Raw genomic sequence first — 15,764 nt, 5'->3', positions numbered from 1 at the left:
CCAAGTTAGAGGCAGGCCTCGAGGTAGGCCTGATCGAACCCGAACTGGCGGGCCTTTTCAAGCGTATAGGGACGCAGGCCCGAGGGGCGGAACTCGCCGATGATCTTGCCGTCCTCGTTCTCGTCGAGATACTCGAACTTGAACAGCTCCTGCGTCACGATCACATCGCCTTCCATCCCGATCACCTCGGTGATGTTGGTCGTGCGGCGCGAACCATCGCGCAGACGCTTGACCTGCACGATGAGATCGACCGATTCGGCGATCTGGCGGCTGATGGCTTCCTTGGGGATCTTGATGTCGCCCATCAGGATCATGTTTTCCATACGGCCAAGGCATTCGCGCGGGCTGTTGGCGTGGAGCGTACACATCGAACCATCGTGGCCGGTGTTCATCGCGGCGAGCAGATCGAAGCACTCCGCGCCGCGAATTTCGCCCAGGATGATGCGGTCAGGACGCATACGCAGGGCGTTCTTCACAAGATCGCCGATGGTGATCGCGCCCTGGCCTTCAAGGTTGGGCGGGCGGGTTTCGAGCGGCAGCCAATGCGGCTGCTGCAGGCGAAGTTCCGCCGCGTCTTCGATGGTCAGCACGCGCTCGCCCGGATCGATCATCTTCGAAAGGGCATTGAGCATGGTGGTTTTACCCGAACCCGTACCGCCCGAGATGACGACGTTCATGCGGCACGCGCCCGCGATCTTGAGCGCGGTGCACATCTTGTCCGACATCGAACCGAAGTCGCGCAGCATGTCGAGCGTGATCGGCTTTTCGGAAAACTTACGAATAGAGATCGCGGTACCGCGCAAGCTGAGCGGCGGCACGATCACGTTGACGCGGCTGCCGTCCTTGAGGCGGGCGTCGGCGAGCGGCGTGGTCTGGTCGACGCGGCGGCCGACCTGGTTCACGATGCGCTGGGCGATCTGGAACAGGTGGCTTTCATCGCGGAACCGGATCGGCGCGATGACCAGCTTACCCTTCTTTTCGATGTAGGTCTGTTCGGGACCATTGACCATGATATCGGAGATTTCAGGGTCGTTGAGCAGTTCCTCGAGCGGGCCGAAGCCGAGGAGCTCGTCGATCAGCACCTTTTCCAGCGCGAACTGTTCGCGCCGGTTGAGCGTGACCTTGAGCTCGGCCAGCACTTCCATGATGATCGGGCGGAATTCCTCGGAAAGCTCTTCCTTGGTCAGCGTTGCCGCCGCTTCGGGATCGACGCGCTCGAGCAGGCGCGGGAGCACCTGTTCCTTGATCTTGTGGACCGACGCCTCGAAGCCCTCTGCCTGATAGCCCGGCTCGTTGACCCCGTTGGCGCGGTCAGCAAGCCGCGTCAGCGCGTCGGACTTGTTGTTTGCCCCGGAATCGGCGGCGTCCATGTTGGGAAGCGGCGGGAACTGCTCGCCCCCCATCGGCACCGGAATAGGTGCTGCCGAACCTTCGCCCGATTTCATCGGACGCGCCACGCCGAACGAGGGGCGCATGGCAGTGCTGCCCCCACTGACTCCGGACTTGCGGCCAAATGCGCTCATGCAGATTTCCCTGTTCTCGTAACGGTAGGTTTGCGCCGACAATGGTCAGCACGATCTTCCGATGCGTGGTGAATACCGCCGAAACCTTCAGGATTTCCTAAACTGATCCCGATTTCGCACAGACGCTGCGAAAGCCGAGGGCGGTGGAGGCCCATCATAGCGGCACATACTCCGGAAAACCGGGCCTTGCGGCGTCCGGCCAGGCGATATCCCAGCACTTCGATGGTTCCCGGATCGGCACAATCGCGGGGTGTTCGGGGCGAATCGCGCCGATCATCCGGTCATAAGGCGCGATATAGGTGGCGTAACCTTTCGGCACGACGCCATAGTAGCCGCAGCGCACTTCCGGCGCGCGCGGCAGCAAGATGGCGCGCGCCGTTTCGCCGATGGGCACCGCAAGGCCGATCAGGAACAGGCAGATCGCGATCCGGCGGGCGGCTTGTCCGTCCTTGTCCTGCGCGGCGGGGGCCGACCGAAGCACGCCGGCCATGACAATGGCGATGAAGACGAGCGAGGGAATCGAGACTCGCATCATGAAGTCGATCTTCTCGCCGACCCGGCCGAACGGCAGCACCAGCAGCATCGCGACGCTCAGCAGCACGGTGACCCGGTCAAGATTCCACGATCCGCGCGAGAGCCACACCACGCACAGGAACGGCACGACCTCGACCAGATAGAACAGGACGTAGACTTCCACCGCATAATGCGAGGTCCCGGTCGAGACCCCGCCAAGGCCGCTGGCCAGATAGAGCAGGGAGGGCAGGGCGAGCGCGACCGAAACCGCGGGCAAGGCGATCTCGGCGATGCCGATGCGCCGGGCCACAAGTTCGGACAAGGACGCCGCGATCACGAACGGCACGATGCCCAGCCCGCCAAGCGGCGACATCAGCGCGAGTGCGGGAACGAGGCACAGCAGCGCAGCGAGCGGCAGCTTGCCAGCGCGCCAGCTGAGGTAGAACGCGGCCCCGATCCATCCGGCCAGCGCGTGCTGCGGGACCCAATAGGCCAGCGTCACCACCGCCGTATACTGCATCTCGTCCCACTGCTCGAGATGGACCAGCACGCTGCCGCCATAAAGGCGCTGCCCGATGACATCGAGGCCGCTGGAGCCCAGTACCAGCAGCAGGGTGATCCACGGGCGCCTGATGCCCGAGAAGATGGGTGCGGCAAGCGCGACGAGGCCGGTCAGCAGCGCGGCATCCTGCACCAGCAGCGCGAGCTGCGCCGCCCATGGTCCGGCAAGCTTTCCGACCAGCGCGGGAACCAGATAGATGCCCACCGGGCAGCGCAGCATCGTCAGCCCCCCGGCGGTCTCGTAGACCCAGGGCCATGGGTGGGAGACAAGATCGTTGAGGACGGCGTAGCGAACCTGCCAATCGGTGTTCGCGTAGACAAAGCTCCCTTCACCGCCAAGGATGAACAGGACAAGCGCGCCCGCAAACAGCAGGCCAAAGGTGCGCGGTTGTACCGCAGCCCCCTCGCCCCATCCGCGCAGCCGCCAGAGCGCGGCGCACAGTGCGGCCGAACCGGCCGCAGCTCCAATGACCACAAGCGGGGAAAGCCCGAGCAAGGCCAGCAGCAGGACCTGATCGAGCAGCAGGAAGCCGACCAGGCCCAGCGCCAAGGTCCTGCTTTCCAGCAGCACGGTGCGCGCGCGGGTTAGTTCAGCGGGTGCCTCGGCACCGATTGCGGGCAAGGGTGGGTTGAGCATCCCGGACAGGATACGCAGCACCCCTCAAGGTATGGTTAACGCAATCCCGCTGGGCAGAAATGATGGGAACTTGCGCTCAGCTGCCGACGAGGTGGTACTGCGCGCCAAGCGGGAGCCAGCCGAGAAAGCGCTCCAGCGGGCGAAACAACCCGAGCGCTGGTGGAAAGAACAGGCAGAACTTGCTCGCCGCGCGGACGAAGCCGCCCGCCACCAGCCGCCGCCGCATTTCGCGCGCGCCGATCAGCACGGCATCGCGGTCGAACTCGCAGCGCGCAACGGCAAGGCGGGTGAGGGGGTTGAGCGGGTTGTGCTCGAACAGCACGAGCACCCCATCGGGCCGCAGCACGCGGCGCAGTTCGGCCAGCAGCGCGACGTGATGTTCAGCCGGAATGTGGTGGAACACGCAGGCGATGAAAATGCAGTCGAGGCTCGCATCGGGCAACGGAACCTTGAGCCCATCATAGGCGAGGGTGCGCACGTTGGGGATCACCTGCGCGTCGACGAGATCGAGGCTGGCGCGCGAGACGTCGAGGGCGATGATCTCGGCCTCCGGAAAGGCCTCGTGCATCGGGGCGAGCGCGTTGCCGATCCCGGCGCCAAAATCCATGATCGTGCGCGGACTGCGGCCCCGTTCGCGCCACAGTTGCTGCACATACTCGATCTTGTAGCTGGCGAAGTAGTCCAGCGCGTCTTCGGAAACGCCGGTCGATTGGGCGTGCTGGGCGCGGTAATCCTGCGCAACCCTGTCGAATTCTGCATCTGCGTGCAGCGGCATGGCTTCACCCATGGACTCGCTCCCTGATGGTGTCGTGAAGCTGGTGGACGGCATTGCCGCGCACGCCGCGCACCCCATGCACTTCGTCGATGACATAGAGCGGGCGGCGCTTGGCTTCCATGTACATGCGGCCGAGGTACTCGCCCATGATACCGAGGATCATCAGCTGGGTGGACCCCAGCACGAGGATGACCGCCAGCGTCGAGGTCCAGCCGCTGATCGCATAGCCCATGACCCACGCGCCGAGTACGTAAGTCAGCATGAGCATCGCCCCGATTCCGGCGCAGACACCCATCCACGAAGCGATGCGCAAGGGTGCGACCGAGAAGCTGGTGATTGCGTCGATCGCGAAGGAAATCATCTTGTGCAGCGGATACTTGGTCTCGCCCGCAAAGCGCGCATCGCGGTCATAGGGCAGGGCTACCTGCTTGAAACCGACCCAGCTGACCATGCCGCGCACGAACCGGTAGCGCTCCGGCATGGCCTGCAGCACATTGAGGACCCGGCGCGTCATCAGCCGGAAATCGCCGGTATCGCGCGGGATATCGACATCGACGAGCCGGTCGAGCACGCGGTAGAACGCCGCGGCGGTCGCGCGCTTGAACGCGGTCTCGCCGTCACGTTTGCGGCGCTGGCCATAGACTACATCGTTGCCGGCGCGGATCAGCTCGAGCATCGGGCCGATCAGTTCGGGCGGGTCTTGCAGATCGGCATCGAGAACGAAGACAAGCTCGCCGGCCGCCTGCGCGAGGCCAGCCGTCAGCGCGAGCTGATGCCCGTGATTGCGCGCCAGATTGACGCAGAGCACGCGCGGATCGGCATCCGAGAGCGCGACCATGCCCGCCCAGGTCGCATCGCGTGAGCCATCGTTGACGAGAACAATCTCGAAATCCTGTGCGAAGATGGGTTCGATCGCGGCCACCAGCCGGCGGTGCAGTTCCTGAAGCCCTTCGGCTTCGTTATAGCATGGCACGACGACAGACAGCGCGGGGGCCAGCGCGGAAGAAGGGGCCGACCCGTGCAGCGCGGCTGCGGTATCCCGCCCGGGCTGATCCACCATCAAAATGTCTCCTGCGATGCGCCGAACCATACGCAAAGCTTGGTAAACAAGCCGTAAAGAAGCCTTAACGGGCCTGTGATGCAACCCCATGGCACCGATTGTGGAACAAGACCAGTATCGAGGGTTGCAGCCGGGGCCAAGTCCAGCAATGAGGCTGGGTGACGGAGGGGCCATTGCGCAATCGGACAAGAGACGGACTGCTGCTGGCTCTGGGCGGGTTTGCGTTGCTTTCCACGGGCGATACGCTGGTCAAATCCATGGCCGGGCTCTGGCCGGGGCCGGCCATTGCAGCGCTGCGCTACATCATCGGCACCATCGGCCTTGGCACGATCCTGCTCTGGCGAGAGGGTTGGGCGGGCTTCCGCATGGACCATCTGGGCTGGCATGCCGCGCGCGGGTTTGGCGTTGCGTTTTCGGCCACGACCTTCTTCACCGCCGTGCAGATCATGCCGATTGCCGAGGCGACTGCGATTTCGTTCACCAGTCCGATGGTGACAGCGCTGCTCGCCGCAGCGCTCATCGGCGAGCCGATGCGGCGCGAGACGTGGATCGCCAGCCTTGTCGCCTTTGCTGGGGTGCTGATCGTGCTCAGGCCCAATTTCGCCGCGATCGGCCCGGCGGCCGTGCTGCCGCTGTTTGCGGCCTGCGGCATGGCATTGCTGATCATCGGCAACCGCGCGGTGCTCGGGCGCGGCTCGGCGCTTGCCATGCAGGTCAATGTCGCGATTTTCGCAACGTTGTTCCTGCTGGTGTTCACGCTGATCGGCCATTTGAGCGGCATTGCCATGCTGCATGTCGGCGCACCGCCGTGGAGTGTGATCGGCAAGAGCGCGGCCATCGCGGTCACCGGCAGCAGCGCGCATGCCCTGATCTACATGGCAACCTCGCGCGCGGGCGCCGCCACGGTCGCGCCGATGACCTATTTCCAGCTGATCATGGCCGGCTTCTATGGCTGGCTGCTGTTTCGCGAACACCCCGATGCGACCGCGCTGCTGGGCGCCGCGATCATCATCGGCGCGGGCCTTTTTCTCTGGCGCGCAGGCCGCATGACCGACGAGCCGCAGGGCACCGAATAGCGATGCCAGAGACCTGCTGGCTTTGCGAAAGGCCACTTGGCCGCAAAGTGGAATGGCACCACCCCGTGCCGAAAAGCCGTGGCGGGCGCGATACGGTGGCGGTCCATCCGATCTGCCACCGCACGCTCCATGCCCAGTTCAGCAATGGCGAACTGGCCCGGATCGGGGCTGATCCAGATGCCTTGCGCGCGCAGCCCGTGATCGCGAAATTCGTTGCCTGGGTCGCGAGCAAGCCGGCCGATTTCCACGCGCCTACCGCGCGCCGGCGTTAGAGCAGGTCGAGCAGCGGCTGCAGGCTGTCGAGCAGGACCGCAGAACGATCTCGCTCGGGAAGCTCTGCCCCCTTGGCCATGATCCCGGTTGCCATCCCCACGGAGAGCGCGCCCACGGCATTGGCCATGCGCATCTCCAGCGCAGGGTCATCGCCCACCACGACCATCTGCTTTGCAGCACCACGCGGCAAGCCCATCAGCAGGCGCGCAGTATCGAATGCCACGCGGGAAGGCTTGCCGAGGATGCGCGGCCGCTTGCCGGTCATTGCCGTCAGCATCGCGTTGATCGGATAGCTCGCACCGATGGCGCGGCCATTCGCCGTCGCGAAGAAGGGCACATTGCTCGCAGTCAGCAACTTGGCGCCTTTCCAGAGCGAATCGCAGGCAGCCTCCAGCGCCGGAAAATCGAACTCGCGGAACCAGCCAGTGTAGACCGCCTCGACACCTTCGGCGGCCTCGTCCGGCCCCACCACATCGAGGCCCGCATCATCGAGCGGCGCGCGGCATCCGGCATTGCCCAGTACACGCACCTTGCCCACGCCAGAGCGCTTGAGCCAATCGGCGGTCGAGGACGAAGGCGTCAGCATCTGCCCGTCGTCCACGGGGAAGCCGGCGTTGCGCAGCGATGCGGCATAGGCGGCAGGCGGCTTGGCCGTGCCATTGGTGAAGACCACGAAGGGCGTGCCGCGCGCCTTCAGTGCTTCGAGCAGCGCCACCGCATAGGGCAGGGCATTGTGCCCGCCGCTTTGCGCGTCGCCCAGCGCGATGGTGCCGTCCATGTCGAACACGAACCCGGCGGCATCCTTCAGCCGCGCGGCGTTCTCGGGGGAAATGGTCACAGGCTGGCTCCGGCATGAAGGGCAAGGCGGAAGGACCCGCGCTCGATCACGAGGTCGCGCGCGGTGGGTTTGGCGGCCAGCTTGCGCAGCAACGCGATGACCGGCGCGGCCTCGGGGGTGTAGGTCGATCGCGAGGGGCCTGCGGCGAGCATGGCATCGACCTGCTCCGGCGGCATGACCGCGCGAAGGAGGAATTCCTCGTCGGGCATGGCATGGCCGAACTGGCGGCGCAGATCGCCGAGTGCGGGAAATGTGGGTTCGTTTTCCAGTTCGCGGGCGCGGGGCCGGTCCATGATCGCGGCCAGCACATCGCGGTCGATCGGCGAGGTCGGCTTGCCGAACTTGCCGAGGCAGTAGCGGATGACCTGATCGGAAACCTGCGCATAGCGGCGATCCCCGATCACGTTGAACAGCGCCTGGCTCATGACCATTTGCGGGAAGGGCGTAACCATGATCGGATAGCCGAGCTCCGCGCGGACCTGTTCGGTTTCGGCGATCACGGCGGGCAGGCGGTCTGCGAGGCCTAGCTCGGCAAGCTGGCGCGCGGTCGTCGTCATCACGCCGCCGGCGATCTGGTGGCGCAGGAAACTTGCGTCGAAGTTCTGCGGCTGACCGAACGGCAGGTTTTCCGCAAGCGCGAGGCGGTTCCAGTACGAGGTCAGCTTCGCGAGCGCCGCGCGGTCGATTTCGACCGTGTGGCCCGCCTCATCGAGATTGGCGAGCATGCGGTTCGCTTCTGGCAGCGAGGACCCATCGCCCGCCGCGCCGATTCCAACATGGATGGCCGAAATGCCGAGCTTGGCAGCCTCGAGGCTGGAGAGCATGCCTTGGCCGATCGTGGTGTGGGCGTGGATCTCGAGCGGGCGATTGCCGATCGCGGCCTTCACCGCCGGCACCAACGTGCGCACCCGGTCCAGCGAGAGCAGGCCGGACGGGTCCTTGATATAGAACAGGTCGATATCCGGGCTCTGGCCCACCGCGCGGGCGAAATCGGCGTAGAACTTGTCGGTGTGGACTTCGGAGAGTGTGAAAGTGAGGGCGCACATCACTTCGGCGCTGCCTTCCTCCTTCACCAGCCGCGCGGCCTCGATCACGGCGGGCACTTCGTGCATCGGATCGAGCAGCACGAAGCGCCCGACGCCGTTCACCTGCAGCGCGCGGTAGACGAGCCGCATGAACTCCGGGTCCGCCTGCTGCCAGGCAATGAAGCGCAGGCCGGTGGTGATGAACTGCAACGGTGTCGTCGGCATGGCCGCTGCCATGCGCCGCAGCCGCTCCCACGGGTTGTTGCGGAAGTAGCGGACCGCAACCGCCATATGGCTCGACGAGGTGAAATCGATCGCGCGAAAACCGCAGGCCTCGGTCAGCGCTGCGGCTTGCAGCATATGCGCCGTGTTGAGCCCGGTGGCGCCCCACAGGCTCTGGTTGCCATCGCGCATGGTCACGTCGACCAGCCTGAGCGTTGTCATTGTGCTAGCCCCGTCAGAAATCCGGTGTCGACGCCCCCTGCCGCAAAGCGCGGATCGGCGGCGATGCGGGCGTGGAGCCCGGCAGTTGTCGGCACGCCTTCGATGCGAATGCTCGCCAGCGCCGCCTTGAGCCGCGCGACCGCTTCCTTGCGGCTCGGCGCATGGACGATCAGCTTGCCGAGCAGCGAATCGTAGAACGGTGGCACCTCGCCGCCGGCCGCAATGTGGGTATCGACGCGGATGCCCGGGCCAGCGGGCCATGCCGCGCGCGCGATCCGGCCCGGCGCGGGGCGGAAATCGGCCTCGGGGTCTTCGGCGTTGATGCGCACTTCGATGGCATGGCCGACAGGGCGCACCATCGCTTGCGTGAGCGTCAGCTTTTTGCCTGCTGCCACCAGCAGTTGCTGCTCGACGAGATCGACCCCGGTGATCGCCTCGGTCACCGGATGCTCGACCTGGATGCGCGCGTTGAGTTCGAGGAAGTAGAACGAGAAGTCGGTCGCATCGACAAGAAACTCGGCGGTTCCCGCGCCGCGATAGCCGATATGCTGCGCAAGGCGGACCGCAGCATCCTCGATCCCGGCGCGTGCTTCCTCAGGCATGGCAGGGGCAGGGGCCTCCTCGACCAGCTTCTGGAACCGCCGCTGGATCGAACAATCGCGGGTGCCGAGGTGTATCGCGCTGCTGCCATCGCCGAGCAACTGCACTTCCACGTGTCGTCCTTTGGCCACGAACCGCTCGACATAGACCGCGCTGTTGCCGAACGCGGCTTGCGCTTCGGCCTGCGCCATATCGAGCGCAGCATCGAGTTCTTCGGCCTTGTCCACCCGGCGCATGCCCTTGCCGCCGCCGCCCGCGACCGCCTTGAGGAGCAGCGGATAGCCCGTCTCGGCCGCGCGGGCGTGAATTGCCTCGCGCGTCGCCGCCTCGCCGCCGGGGAGCACGGGGAGGCCCGCCTCGACCGCCAGCGCACGCGCGGCAAGCTTGTCACCCATGCCTTCGAGCGTCCTGATATCGGGCCCGACAAAGCGGATGCCCGCCTCCGCCACCGCACGCGCAAAGGCTGCGTTTTCCGAAAGGAAGCCGTAACCCGGATGCACCGCATCGCACTTTGCTGCGACCATTGCGGCGACGACCTTCTCGATCGCAAGGTAGCTCTGAGAAGACGGCCCGGGGCCCAGCAGCACCGTCTCGTCCGCCATCAGCGCGGGAAGCGAGGCGGCGTCGGCGCTGGAAACGCCCAACACAGTGGTAATCCCCATCGCCCTGGCCGTGCGGATCACACGCAGCGCGATTTCGCCGCGATTGGCTATGAACAGTCGGCGGATCATGGTTCCTGCCCTTTTTGCTCAGACGAGCCGGAAGAGGGGCTGGCCCTTGGCGACCATTGTCGCATTGGGGGCGAGGACTTCGGCGACCGTGCCAGCGCGCCCGGCGTGGACCGGGTTCATCAGCTTCATCGTCTCGACAATGCCGACCACGGTTTCGGGCCATACTTCATCACCCACCGTCACGAACGGCGGCGCACCGGGCTGCGGAGCGTGGTAGAACGTGCCGGGAAGCGGCGCCGGGACAGCGTCGGGATCGGAGGCGTGTTCAGCCACGGCGGCGGCCGCTTCGGGCGCGCTGCCGGCCCATTGCCACTCCTGCGTCAGCCCGGCTTCCGCGCCGTCTCCGCGCGCGAGGCGGAGGCGGAACCGGCGGGTGGATAGATCCAGCTCGCGGTAAGGCGAGGCCTCGATGATTGCCGCGATCTCGGCAACATCTTCGGCGGTAAGGGGCAGATCCTCGTTCATCGGAATGTCCGCATCAGGCCTTGGCCGCGGCCAGCATCTCGCGCGAGGCGGCGATGATCGCGTCGGAAAAGGCGGTGTCATTGAAGTGTGCGTCGATGGCCGTCACCGGCACCTCGGCAGGCATGACTGCGCGCAGGTATTCGGCAAAAGGCGGTGGCACGCTGGGGTCCATCAGGTGACCGGCGGGGCTGTCGTGGTTAGAGAAGCCGTGGAGCGGGGTGAACACTCGCACTGGCCCCTTCGCATCACGCACATTGGCGGCGAGGTGGTCGGCGAGCTTCTTGAGATCCTCGAACGTTGTGCGCACGGCGGTCAGCTGCGGGTTGTGTTCGTGATAGCGCCGACCGGGGAATTGCTCGCGCGCCGCGTCGATTGGCCCTCCGATGATGAAGTCCGCATTGCCCGGCGCAAGGATCGTCGGGATGCCCTTGAGCAGCGCCGGTCGTCCGCGATCCGGCCCGGTATCGGCAAGCCCGCCGAAGATGTGGTCGATGATCTCGGTCTGCGAAAGATCGAGTACCAGCGCGACATCCTTGCCCGCCGCGAGGCCATCGAGCGTCGGTCCGCCCGCGCCCGAGGAGTGGAACACCATGACCTCGCAGCCATCGCTTTCCAGCGCCTCGCGGATGCGCTTCACACTCGCCTCGGTCGTGCCGAGCGTCGTGATCAGCACCAGCGGTTTCTCTGCTGCGGCCTTGGGATCATAGCCCTTCGCCATGCCCGCGACCGCGTTGGCGGCATTGCGGAACACGTCGCGGCTGATCGAATTGAGGCCGGAGATATCGGTCACCGCGTTCATCATCGCGATGTCCTGCACGCCCATGTAGGGCTTGGTGAACCCGGAGGCCATCGTCGAGACGATCATGCGCGGCAGGCCATAGGGGAAGCTCTGCATCAGCGCGCCCGCCAGCGCCGAACCCATCGATCCGCCGACCGCAAGAATGCCGGAAATCGGATCCCTGGCGTTCCACGCATGGGCAGCGGCGATGGAGCCGCGGATCATCGCGTCCTGGCACTTGCCTTCATGGCCAAGCGCGCGGACCTGCTCTATGGTCATGCCGGCCGCTGCCGCCACCTCCTCCGGCGAAATTTCCGCGCCGCCAACTGTGCGCCGCACGCTGGGATCGAGATGCACCACGCGCACGCCCGCTGCTTCCAGCACGGCGCGAACGAAGCCTGCTTCCTCTTCCTTGGTATCCTGCGTCACGATCAGCATGACGCTCGGCTTCGTCGTTTCAGCCATGGCTATCCCTCGTCTCCCTGTCCCAAGAGTGCGACATCGCGGTTGACATTGCACCACGGTATGCAATGTGCGCGTTGCATAAGGTGAAACACGCTGATGGGCCGCAGGGCCTCTTCCGGCGACAATGACACCGGGAAGAGACGATGCTGGAACGCAAGGTAAAGACGGTGCGCGCGCTGGAGCGGGGGCTCGATGTGTTGCTCGAAGTGCAGGCGCGTCGTGCGGTGAGCCTGCATGAACTGCATCAGGCGCTGAAGCTTCCCAAGGCCACTTTGCTGCGCATGCTGCTCACGCTCGGGCGCAAGGGCCTTGTCTGGCAGCGCCTTGCCGATGGCGCCTATCTTCCGCACATTGGCGCGGCAGCGCGCGGCACGGGCAGCGCGGTAGAGCATATTGCCGAGATCGCCTCGCCCTATATGAAGGCGCTATCGACCAAGGTGGCATGGCCATCTGTACTGGGCGTGCCGCGTCTCGATCACATGGAAATCCTCGAGACGAACAGCCCGCTGTTCCGGCTCGATTCCGCCATTCTCGGGCCGGTTGGGGTGAAGCTTTCCTATATCCACACCGCCACCGGCCGCGCCTATCTCGCCGCTTGCGACGAGAGCGAACGCGAGGCGATCATTGCGCGGCTGCGCCCCAAGGATGCCGCACCCGGCAGCGAGGACGACCTCCGCGCGATCCTCAAGGAAACCCGCGAGCGCGGCTATGCCTTGCGCGAACCGCTGCACCCCTGGCCGGACCGTTCGAAGCAGCTCGTGCTGCGCGATGGGCGCCGTTCGATGGCTGTTGCTATCGTGGCGAGCGGCGCGCCGATTGCCACGATCAACCTGACCTGGCCGGCCAAGCGGGGAACCGACGAAGCCGTGATGCACCGGCACCTCGATGCCCTCCACCAGACGGCACAAGCGATAGGATACGCCGTCGCCGCGCAATCGGCTGGCCTCGCCCCTCAAGGAAATCCCGCCTGATCCGGCACTTGCGCGGCGCGATGGAACTTCGTTGCATCCTGTGAAATCTGTTTGTGTTGCTGATTAAATCGGCGGCCTCCTGTGCGACTATCCCACCACGGGATAGAGGGAGGCAGAAAGCATGCGGCAGTGGGTAATCCGGGCGGGCGCTTCGTCCTTGGACGATATGGCGCTGCTCGATGTGCCCGAGCCGCAGGCGGGCCCGGGCGAAGTGCTGGTGCGCGTGCGCGCCTGCTCGCTCAACTACCGCGACCAGATCATTCCGCAGGGTCTCTACATGGGCGGCACCGTGCCGGTCGATACCGTGCCGCTGTCCGATGGCGCGGGCGAAGTTGTTGCGGTGGGGGCAGGGGTCACCTCGGTCAAACCGGGCGACCGCGTGGCCGGAACCTTCTTCCAGAACTGGATCGATGGCCCGCCAAACCCCGGCGCGGGCCCTGCGCTGGGTGCGCCGCCGGCAACCGGCATGTTGCAGGACCTCGTCGTCCTGCCGGAACACGGCGTCGTGCCGCTGGCGCAAAGCCTCTCGTTCGAGGAAGCGGCGTGCCTGCCCTGCGCCGGGGTGACGGCGTGGAACGCGCTGATGGAGGGGCCGCACCCGGTCCGCCCCGGCGAAAGCGTGCTGGTGCTTGGCACTGGCGGCGTTTCGCTCCTCGCGCTGCAGATCGCCAAGGCGGCAGGTGCGCAAGTGATTGCAACCAGTTCCTCGGACGAAAAGCTCGCCCGCGTGACCGCACTCGGCGCCGATAGCACGATCAACTACCGCGAAGTGCCCGCCTGGGGTGCTGCTGCGGCCGATCTTTCGGGCGGCGGCGTGGACCATGTCGTCGAAGTTGGCGGAGCGGGCACGCTCAAGCAGAGCATCACCGCGGTCGGCTACGGCGGCGAGATTGCGCTGATCGGCGTGCTGACCCGCGAAGGCGATACCAACCCGCATCCGCTGATGTTCAAGGGCGGCTCGATCCGCGGCATCTTTGTGGGCTCGCGCGGCATGGCGAGCCGGCTCAACGCCTTCATCGATACGCATGGCATCAAGCCGGTGATCGACCGCACCTTCGGGATCGAAGATGCGGTCGAGGCCTATTGCTACCAGTCCTCCAGCGCCTTGTTCGGCAAGGTCGTGATCACGCTCTGAACATCGGGGCCGCAGGGCCCAAGCCATAACAGCCAAGCCGGGTAAACGGCGGGCACGAGGGTAGGGGAAGACAAGGCATGGAATTGGCTCTGGGCTTTGGACAGCGCATCGGCGGTGTGGTGCAGACCGCGTTCGTGGTTGCGGATATCCATGCCGCCATCTCCCATTTCCAGCGCGATTGCGGGGCAGGGCCTTTCTTCCTGCTCGAACATTTTCTGGGTGAGGGGCAGATTTATCGCGGGCAGGTGTCCGAGGCCGATGTCGCCATCGCAATGGGCTTTGCCGGGCACATGCAAATCGAACTGATCCAGCCGCTCGATGATCATCCCAGCGTCTACCGCGAAACCATCGAGGCGCGCGGCTATGGCTTTCACCACTTCGGCATCGCGTTCACCGATGTCGATGCTGCGCTTCCCGACTATCTTGACCGTGGCCACACGCTCGCTTTCCGGGCGCCGGTGCCGACGGGCGGCTCGGTCGCCTATCTCGAAAGCGCCGATCCCGCCGCGCCCGGTTTCCTCGAACTGATCCCCGCGACCGAGGGCATGAACACCCTGTTCACCGCGCAGTGGCAGGCCGCGCAGGGCTGGGACGGCCAGACCGACCCCGTGAGGTCGTTCCTGTGAGCGGCGCCTCGGTCTCTTCGCAGCGCGCTAGCGGCGGCTATCAGGCGTGGGTTGTCGGGCTCCTCAGCCTCAACTTCGGTATCCTGTTCTTCGACCGCAACGCGCTCAATTTCCTCATGCCGTTCGTGCAGCCCGATCTGCACCTCAGCAACACGCAAGTGGGCATGTTCAGCTCCGCACTTTCGCTCACGTGGGCGCTGTCCGGCCTCGCCGTCGGGCGCATTTCGGACAAGCTTGGTTCGAAGAAGCCGGTGGTCGTTGTCGCGACGATTGCGTTCTGCCTGTGCTCGTTTGCCTCCGGCCTAGCCTCCTCGTTCTTCATGCTCCTCGGCGCGCGGCTCCTGATGGGTGCGGCGGAAGGCGGCGTCATGCCGGTCAGCCACTCGATGATCGTCAGCGAAGTCGCGCCCGAGCGGCGGGGGCTGGCGATGGGCGTGGCGCAGAACCTCGGCTCGAACCTGCTCGGCTCGGGGCTGGCGCCGTTGCTGCTCGTGCCGGTTGCCGCCGCCTATGGCTGGCGCGAGGGGTTCTATCTCGCTGCCGCGCCCGGCCTCATCACAGCGATCCTGATCTGGTTCACCCTGCGAGAGCCGCCTGCCGAAGTTCATGACGAAGCACAGCCCAAGGTCCCTCTGGGCGAGGCCTTTCGCCACCGCAACGTTGTGCTTTGCGCGATCATCTCTGTGCTGCTGGTCTCCTACCTTGTCGTCTGCTGGGCCTTCATGCCGCTCTACCTCACCAAGGTGCGCGGCTTCGCGCCCGAGACAATGGGCTGGCTCATGGCGACACTGGGCCTTTCAGCGGGCCTCGGCAGCTTTGTCGTCCCGGCCATTTCAGACGCGATCGGGCGCCGCCCGGTGATGATCGGCTTCGCCTTCCTTGGCGTGATCCTGCCGCTGGGCGGGCTCTACTACACCGGTTCGCCCTGGGTTCTGGCTGCGATCTTCTTCTTCGGGTGGGGGCTTAACGGCCTGTTCCCGATGTTCATGGCGACGATCCCGTCGGAATCGGTCGATCCGCGCCTGACGGCTACGCTCACCGGCGTCGTGATGGGCACCGGCGAGGTGCTGGGCGGCGTGCTCAGCCCCTTCCTCGCCGGCGCGCTGGCCGACGTCTACGGCCTCTCCGCCGCGCTCTGGCTTATGCTGGTGCTGTGCATTCTCGCCGGAATTTGCGCGCTCGGCCTCGTTGAATCCGCACCGCGCGTTGTCGCCCGCCGCAATCTCGCTCCAGCCTGATCCTTTCTGGCCTGATCCTTTCTGGCCTGA

General features: G+C 65.6%; 15 protein-coding genes. 6 read left to right on the top strand and 9 right to left on the bottom strand.

Features of this window, described 5'->3' with window-relative positions:
• Positions 1 to 5: 5 nt before the first annotated feature.
• The 4 genes from ACODS2_RS15385 to ACODS2_RS15370 all read right to left on the bottom strand — a co-directional run bounded on the left by ACODS2_RS15385 (position 6) and on the right by ACODS2_RS15370 (position 5,069).
• Positions 6 to 1,523 carry a TadA family conjugal transfer-associated ATPase gene (locus ACODS2_RS15385; RefSeq protein WP_421838347.1) on the bottom strand — a complete coding sequence of 506 codons (1,518 nt, stop codon included), beginning with the start codon at positions 1,521 to 1,523 and terminating at the stop codon, positions 6 to 8.
• A gap of 154 nt (positions 1,524 to 1,677) precedes the next feature.
• Positions 1,678 to 3,234, bottom strand: a complete 1,557-nt coding sequence (locus tag ACODS2_RS15380; RefSeq protein WP_488999631.1) for a hypothetical protein — start codon at positions 3,232 to 3,234, stop codon at positions 1,678 to 1,680.
• A gap of 76 nt (positions 3,235 to 3,310) precedes the next feature.
• Positions 3,311 to 4,021, bottom strand: a complete 711-nt coding sequence (locus ACODS2_RS15375) for a class I SAM-dependent methyltransferase (protein ID WP_488999630.1) — start codon at positions 4,019 to 4,021, stop codon at positions 3,311 to 3,313.
• The gene (locus tag ACODS2_RS15370) at positions 4,014 to 5,069 is read right to left on the bottom strand and encodes a glycosyltransferase family 2 protein (RefSeq protein ID WP_488999629.1); all 1,056 of its coding nucleotides are present in this window, start codon (positions 5,067 to 5,069) and stop codon (positions 4,014 to 4,016) included. Before ACODS2_RS15370 ends, ACODS2_RS15375 begins: the two co-directional genes overlap by 8 nt.
• A 173-nt stretch (positions 5,070 to 5,242) precedes the next feature.
• On the opposite strand from ACODS2_RS15370, the gene ACODS2_RS15365 reads away from it, so the two are divergent.
• Both ACODS2_RS15365 and ACODS2_RS15360 read left to right on the top strand, forming a co-directional pair.
• Positions 5,243 to 6,145, top strand: coding sequence for a DMT family transporter (locus ACODS2_RS15365; protein WP_488999628.1), 903 nt, complete (start codon positions 5,243 to 5,245; stop codon positions 6,143 to 6,145).
• 2 nt (positions 6,146 to 6,147) lie between these two features.
• Positions 6,148 to 6,417, top strand: a complete 270-nt coding sequence (locus ACODS2_RS15360; RefSeq protein WP_488999627.1) for an HNH endonuclease — start codon at positions 6,148 to 6,150, stop codon at positions 6,415 to 6,417.
• Here the strand turns inward: ACODS2_RS15360 and ACODS2_RS15355 are convergent.
• From ACODS2_RS15355 to ACODS2_RS15335, 5 genes are read right to left on the bottom strand one after another with little or no spacing between them, the layout of a single operon-like run.
• A complete protein-coding gene (locus tag ACODS2_RS15355) occupies positions 6,414 to 7,256 on the bottom strand; it encodes an HAD-IIA family hydrolase (protein WP_488999626.1) in 843 nt (280 codons plus the stop codon). The two genes, ACODS2_RS15360 and ACODS2_RS15355, sit on opposite strands and share 4 nt — an antisense overlap.
• A complete protein-coding gene (locus tag ACODS2_RS15350) occupies positions 7,253 to 8,725 on the bottom strand; it encodes a biotin carboxyl carrier protein (protein ID WP_488999625.1) in 1,473 nt (490 codons plus the stop codon). Before ACODS2_RS15350 ends, ACODS2_RS15355 begins: the two co-directional genes overlap by 4 nt.
• A complete protein-coding gene (locus ACODS2_RS15345) occupies positions 8,722 to 10,056 on the bottom strand; it encodes an acetyl-CoA carboxylase biotin carboxylase subunit (RefSeq protein WP_488999624.1) in 1,335 nt (444 codons plus the stop codon). Before ACODS2_RS15345 ends, ACODS2_RS15350 begins: the two co-directional genes overlap by 4 nt.
• 18 nt (positions 10,057 to 10,074) lie before the next feature.
• A complete protein-coding gene (locus ACODS2_RS15340; protein ID WP_488999623.1) occupies positions 10,075 to 10,521 on the bottom strand; it encodes an acetyl-CoA carboxylase biotin carboxyl carrier protein in 447 nt (148 codons plus the stop codon).
• Positions 10,522 to 10,534: 13 nt separating this feature from the next.
• The gene (locus ACODS2_RS15335) at positions 10,535 to 11,764 is read right to left on the bottom strand and encodes a Tm-1-like ATP-binding domain-containing protein (protein WP_488999622.1); all 1,230 of its coding nucleotides are present in this window, start codon (positions 11,762 to 11,764) and stop codon (positions 10,535 to 10,537) included.
• Between the two features lie 143 nt (positions 11,765 to 11,907).
• Here ACODS2_RS15335 and ACODS2_RS15330 point away from each other — a divergent pair, with 143 nt between their 5' ends.
• From ACODS2_RS15330 to ACODS2_RS15315, 4 genes are all read left to right on the top strand, one after another.
• On the top strand, positions 11,908 to 12,735 hold the full coding sequence (locus ACODS2_RS15330; RefSeq protein WP_488999621.1) for an IclR family transcriptional regulator domain-containing protein: 828 nt from the start codon (positions 11,908 to 11,910) through the stop codon (positions 12,733 to 12,735).
• 121 nt (positions 12,736 to 12,856) lie between these two features.
• Entirely contained in the window at positions 12,857 to 13,870 is a 1,014-nt protein-coding gene (locus ACODS2_RS15325; protein ID WP_488999620.1) for a zinc-dependent alcohol dehydrogenase family protein, read from the top strand.
• Between the two features lie 77 nt (positions 13,871 to 13,947).
• A complete protein-coding gene (locus tag ACODS2_RS15320) occupies positions 13,948 to 14,496 on the top strand; it encodes a VOC family protein (RefSeq protein WP_488999619.1) in 549 nt (182 codons plus the stop codon).
• Positions 14,493 to 15,734: an MFS transporter gene (locus ACODS2_RS15315; protein WP_488999618.1), complete on the top strand. Its 1,242-nt coding sequence runs from the start codon at positions 14,493 to 14,495 to the stop codon at positions 15,732 to 15,734. The genes ACODS2_RS15320 and ACODS2_RS15315 overlap by 4 nt, the downstream gene beginning before the upstream one ends.
• Positions 15,735 to 15,764 lie beyond the last annotated feature (30 nt).

It is taken from the genome of Novosphingobium sp. FG137, assembly GCF_057809735.1.
This window is presented reverse-complemented; position numbering and strand designations above follow the sequence as displayed.

Excerpts from the sequence above, each read along its gene's own strand:
- ACODS2_RS15380 (WP_488999631.1), bottom strand. The coding sequence starts at position 3,234 with ATGCTCAACCCACCCTTGCCCGCAATCGGTGCCGAGGCACCCGCTGAA.
- ACODS2_RS15370 (WP_488999629.1), bottom strand. The coding sequence starts at position 5,069 with ATGGTGGATCAGCCCGGGCGGGATACCGCAGCCGCGCTGCACGGGTCG.
- ACODS2_RS15320 (WP_488999619.1), top strand. The coding sequence starts at position 13,948 with ATGGAATTGGCTCTGGGCTTTGGACAGCGCATCGGCGGTGTGGTGCAG.
- ACODS2_RS15360 (WP_488999627.1), top strand. The coding sequence starts at position 6,148 with ATGCCAGAGACCTGCTGGCTTTGCGAAAGGCCACTTGGCCGCAAAGTG.
- ACODS2_RS15330 (WP_488999621.1), top strand. The coding sequence starts at position 11,908 with ATGCTGGAACGCAAGGTAAAGACGGTGCGCGCGCTGGAGCGGGGGCTC.
- ACODS2_RS15350 (WP_488999625.1), bottom strand. The coding sequence starts at position 8,725 with ATGACAACGCTCAGGCTGGTCGACGTGACCATGCGCGATGGCAACCAG.
- ACODS2_RS15325 (WP_488999620.1), top strand. The coding sequence starts at position 12,857 with ATGCGGCAGTGGGTAATCCGGGCGGGCGCTTCGTCCTTGGACGATATG.
- ACODS2_RS15385 (WP_421838347.1), bottom strand. The coding sequence starts at position 1,523 with ATGAGCGCATTTGGCCGCAAGTCCGGAGTCAGTGGGGGCAGCACTGCC.
- ACODS2_RS15375 (WP_488999630.1), bottom strand. The coding sequence starts at position 4,021 with ATGGGTGAAGCCATGCCGCTGCACGCAGATGCAGAATTCGACAGGGTT.
- ACODS2_RS15345 (WP_488999624.1), bottom strand. The coding sequence starts at position 10,056 with ATGATCCGCCGACTGTTCATAGCCAATCGCGGCGAAATCGCGCTGCGT.
- ACODS2_RS15340 (WP_488999623.1), bottom strand. The coding sequence starts at position 10,521 with ATGAACGAGGATCTGCCCCTTACCGCCGAAGATGTTGCCGAGATCGCG.
- ACODS2_RS15335 (WP_488999622.1), bottom strand. The coding sequence starts at position 11,764 with ATGGCTGAAACGACGAAGCCGAGCGTCATGCTGATCGTGACGCAGGAT.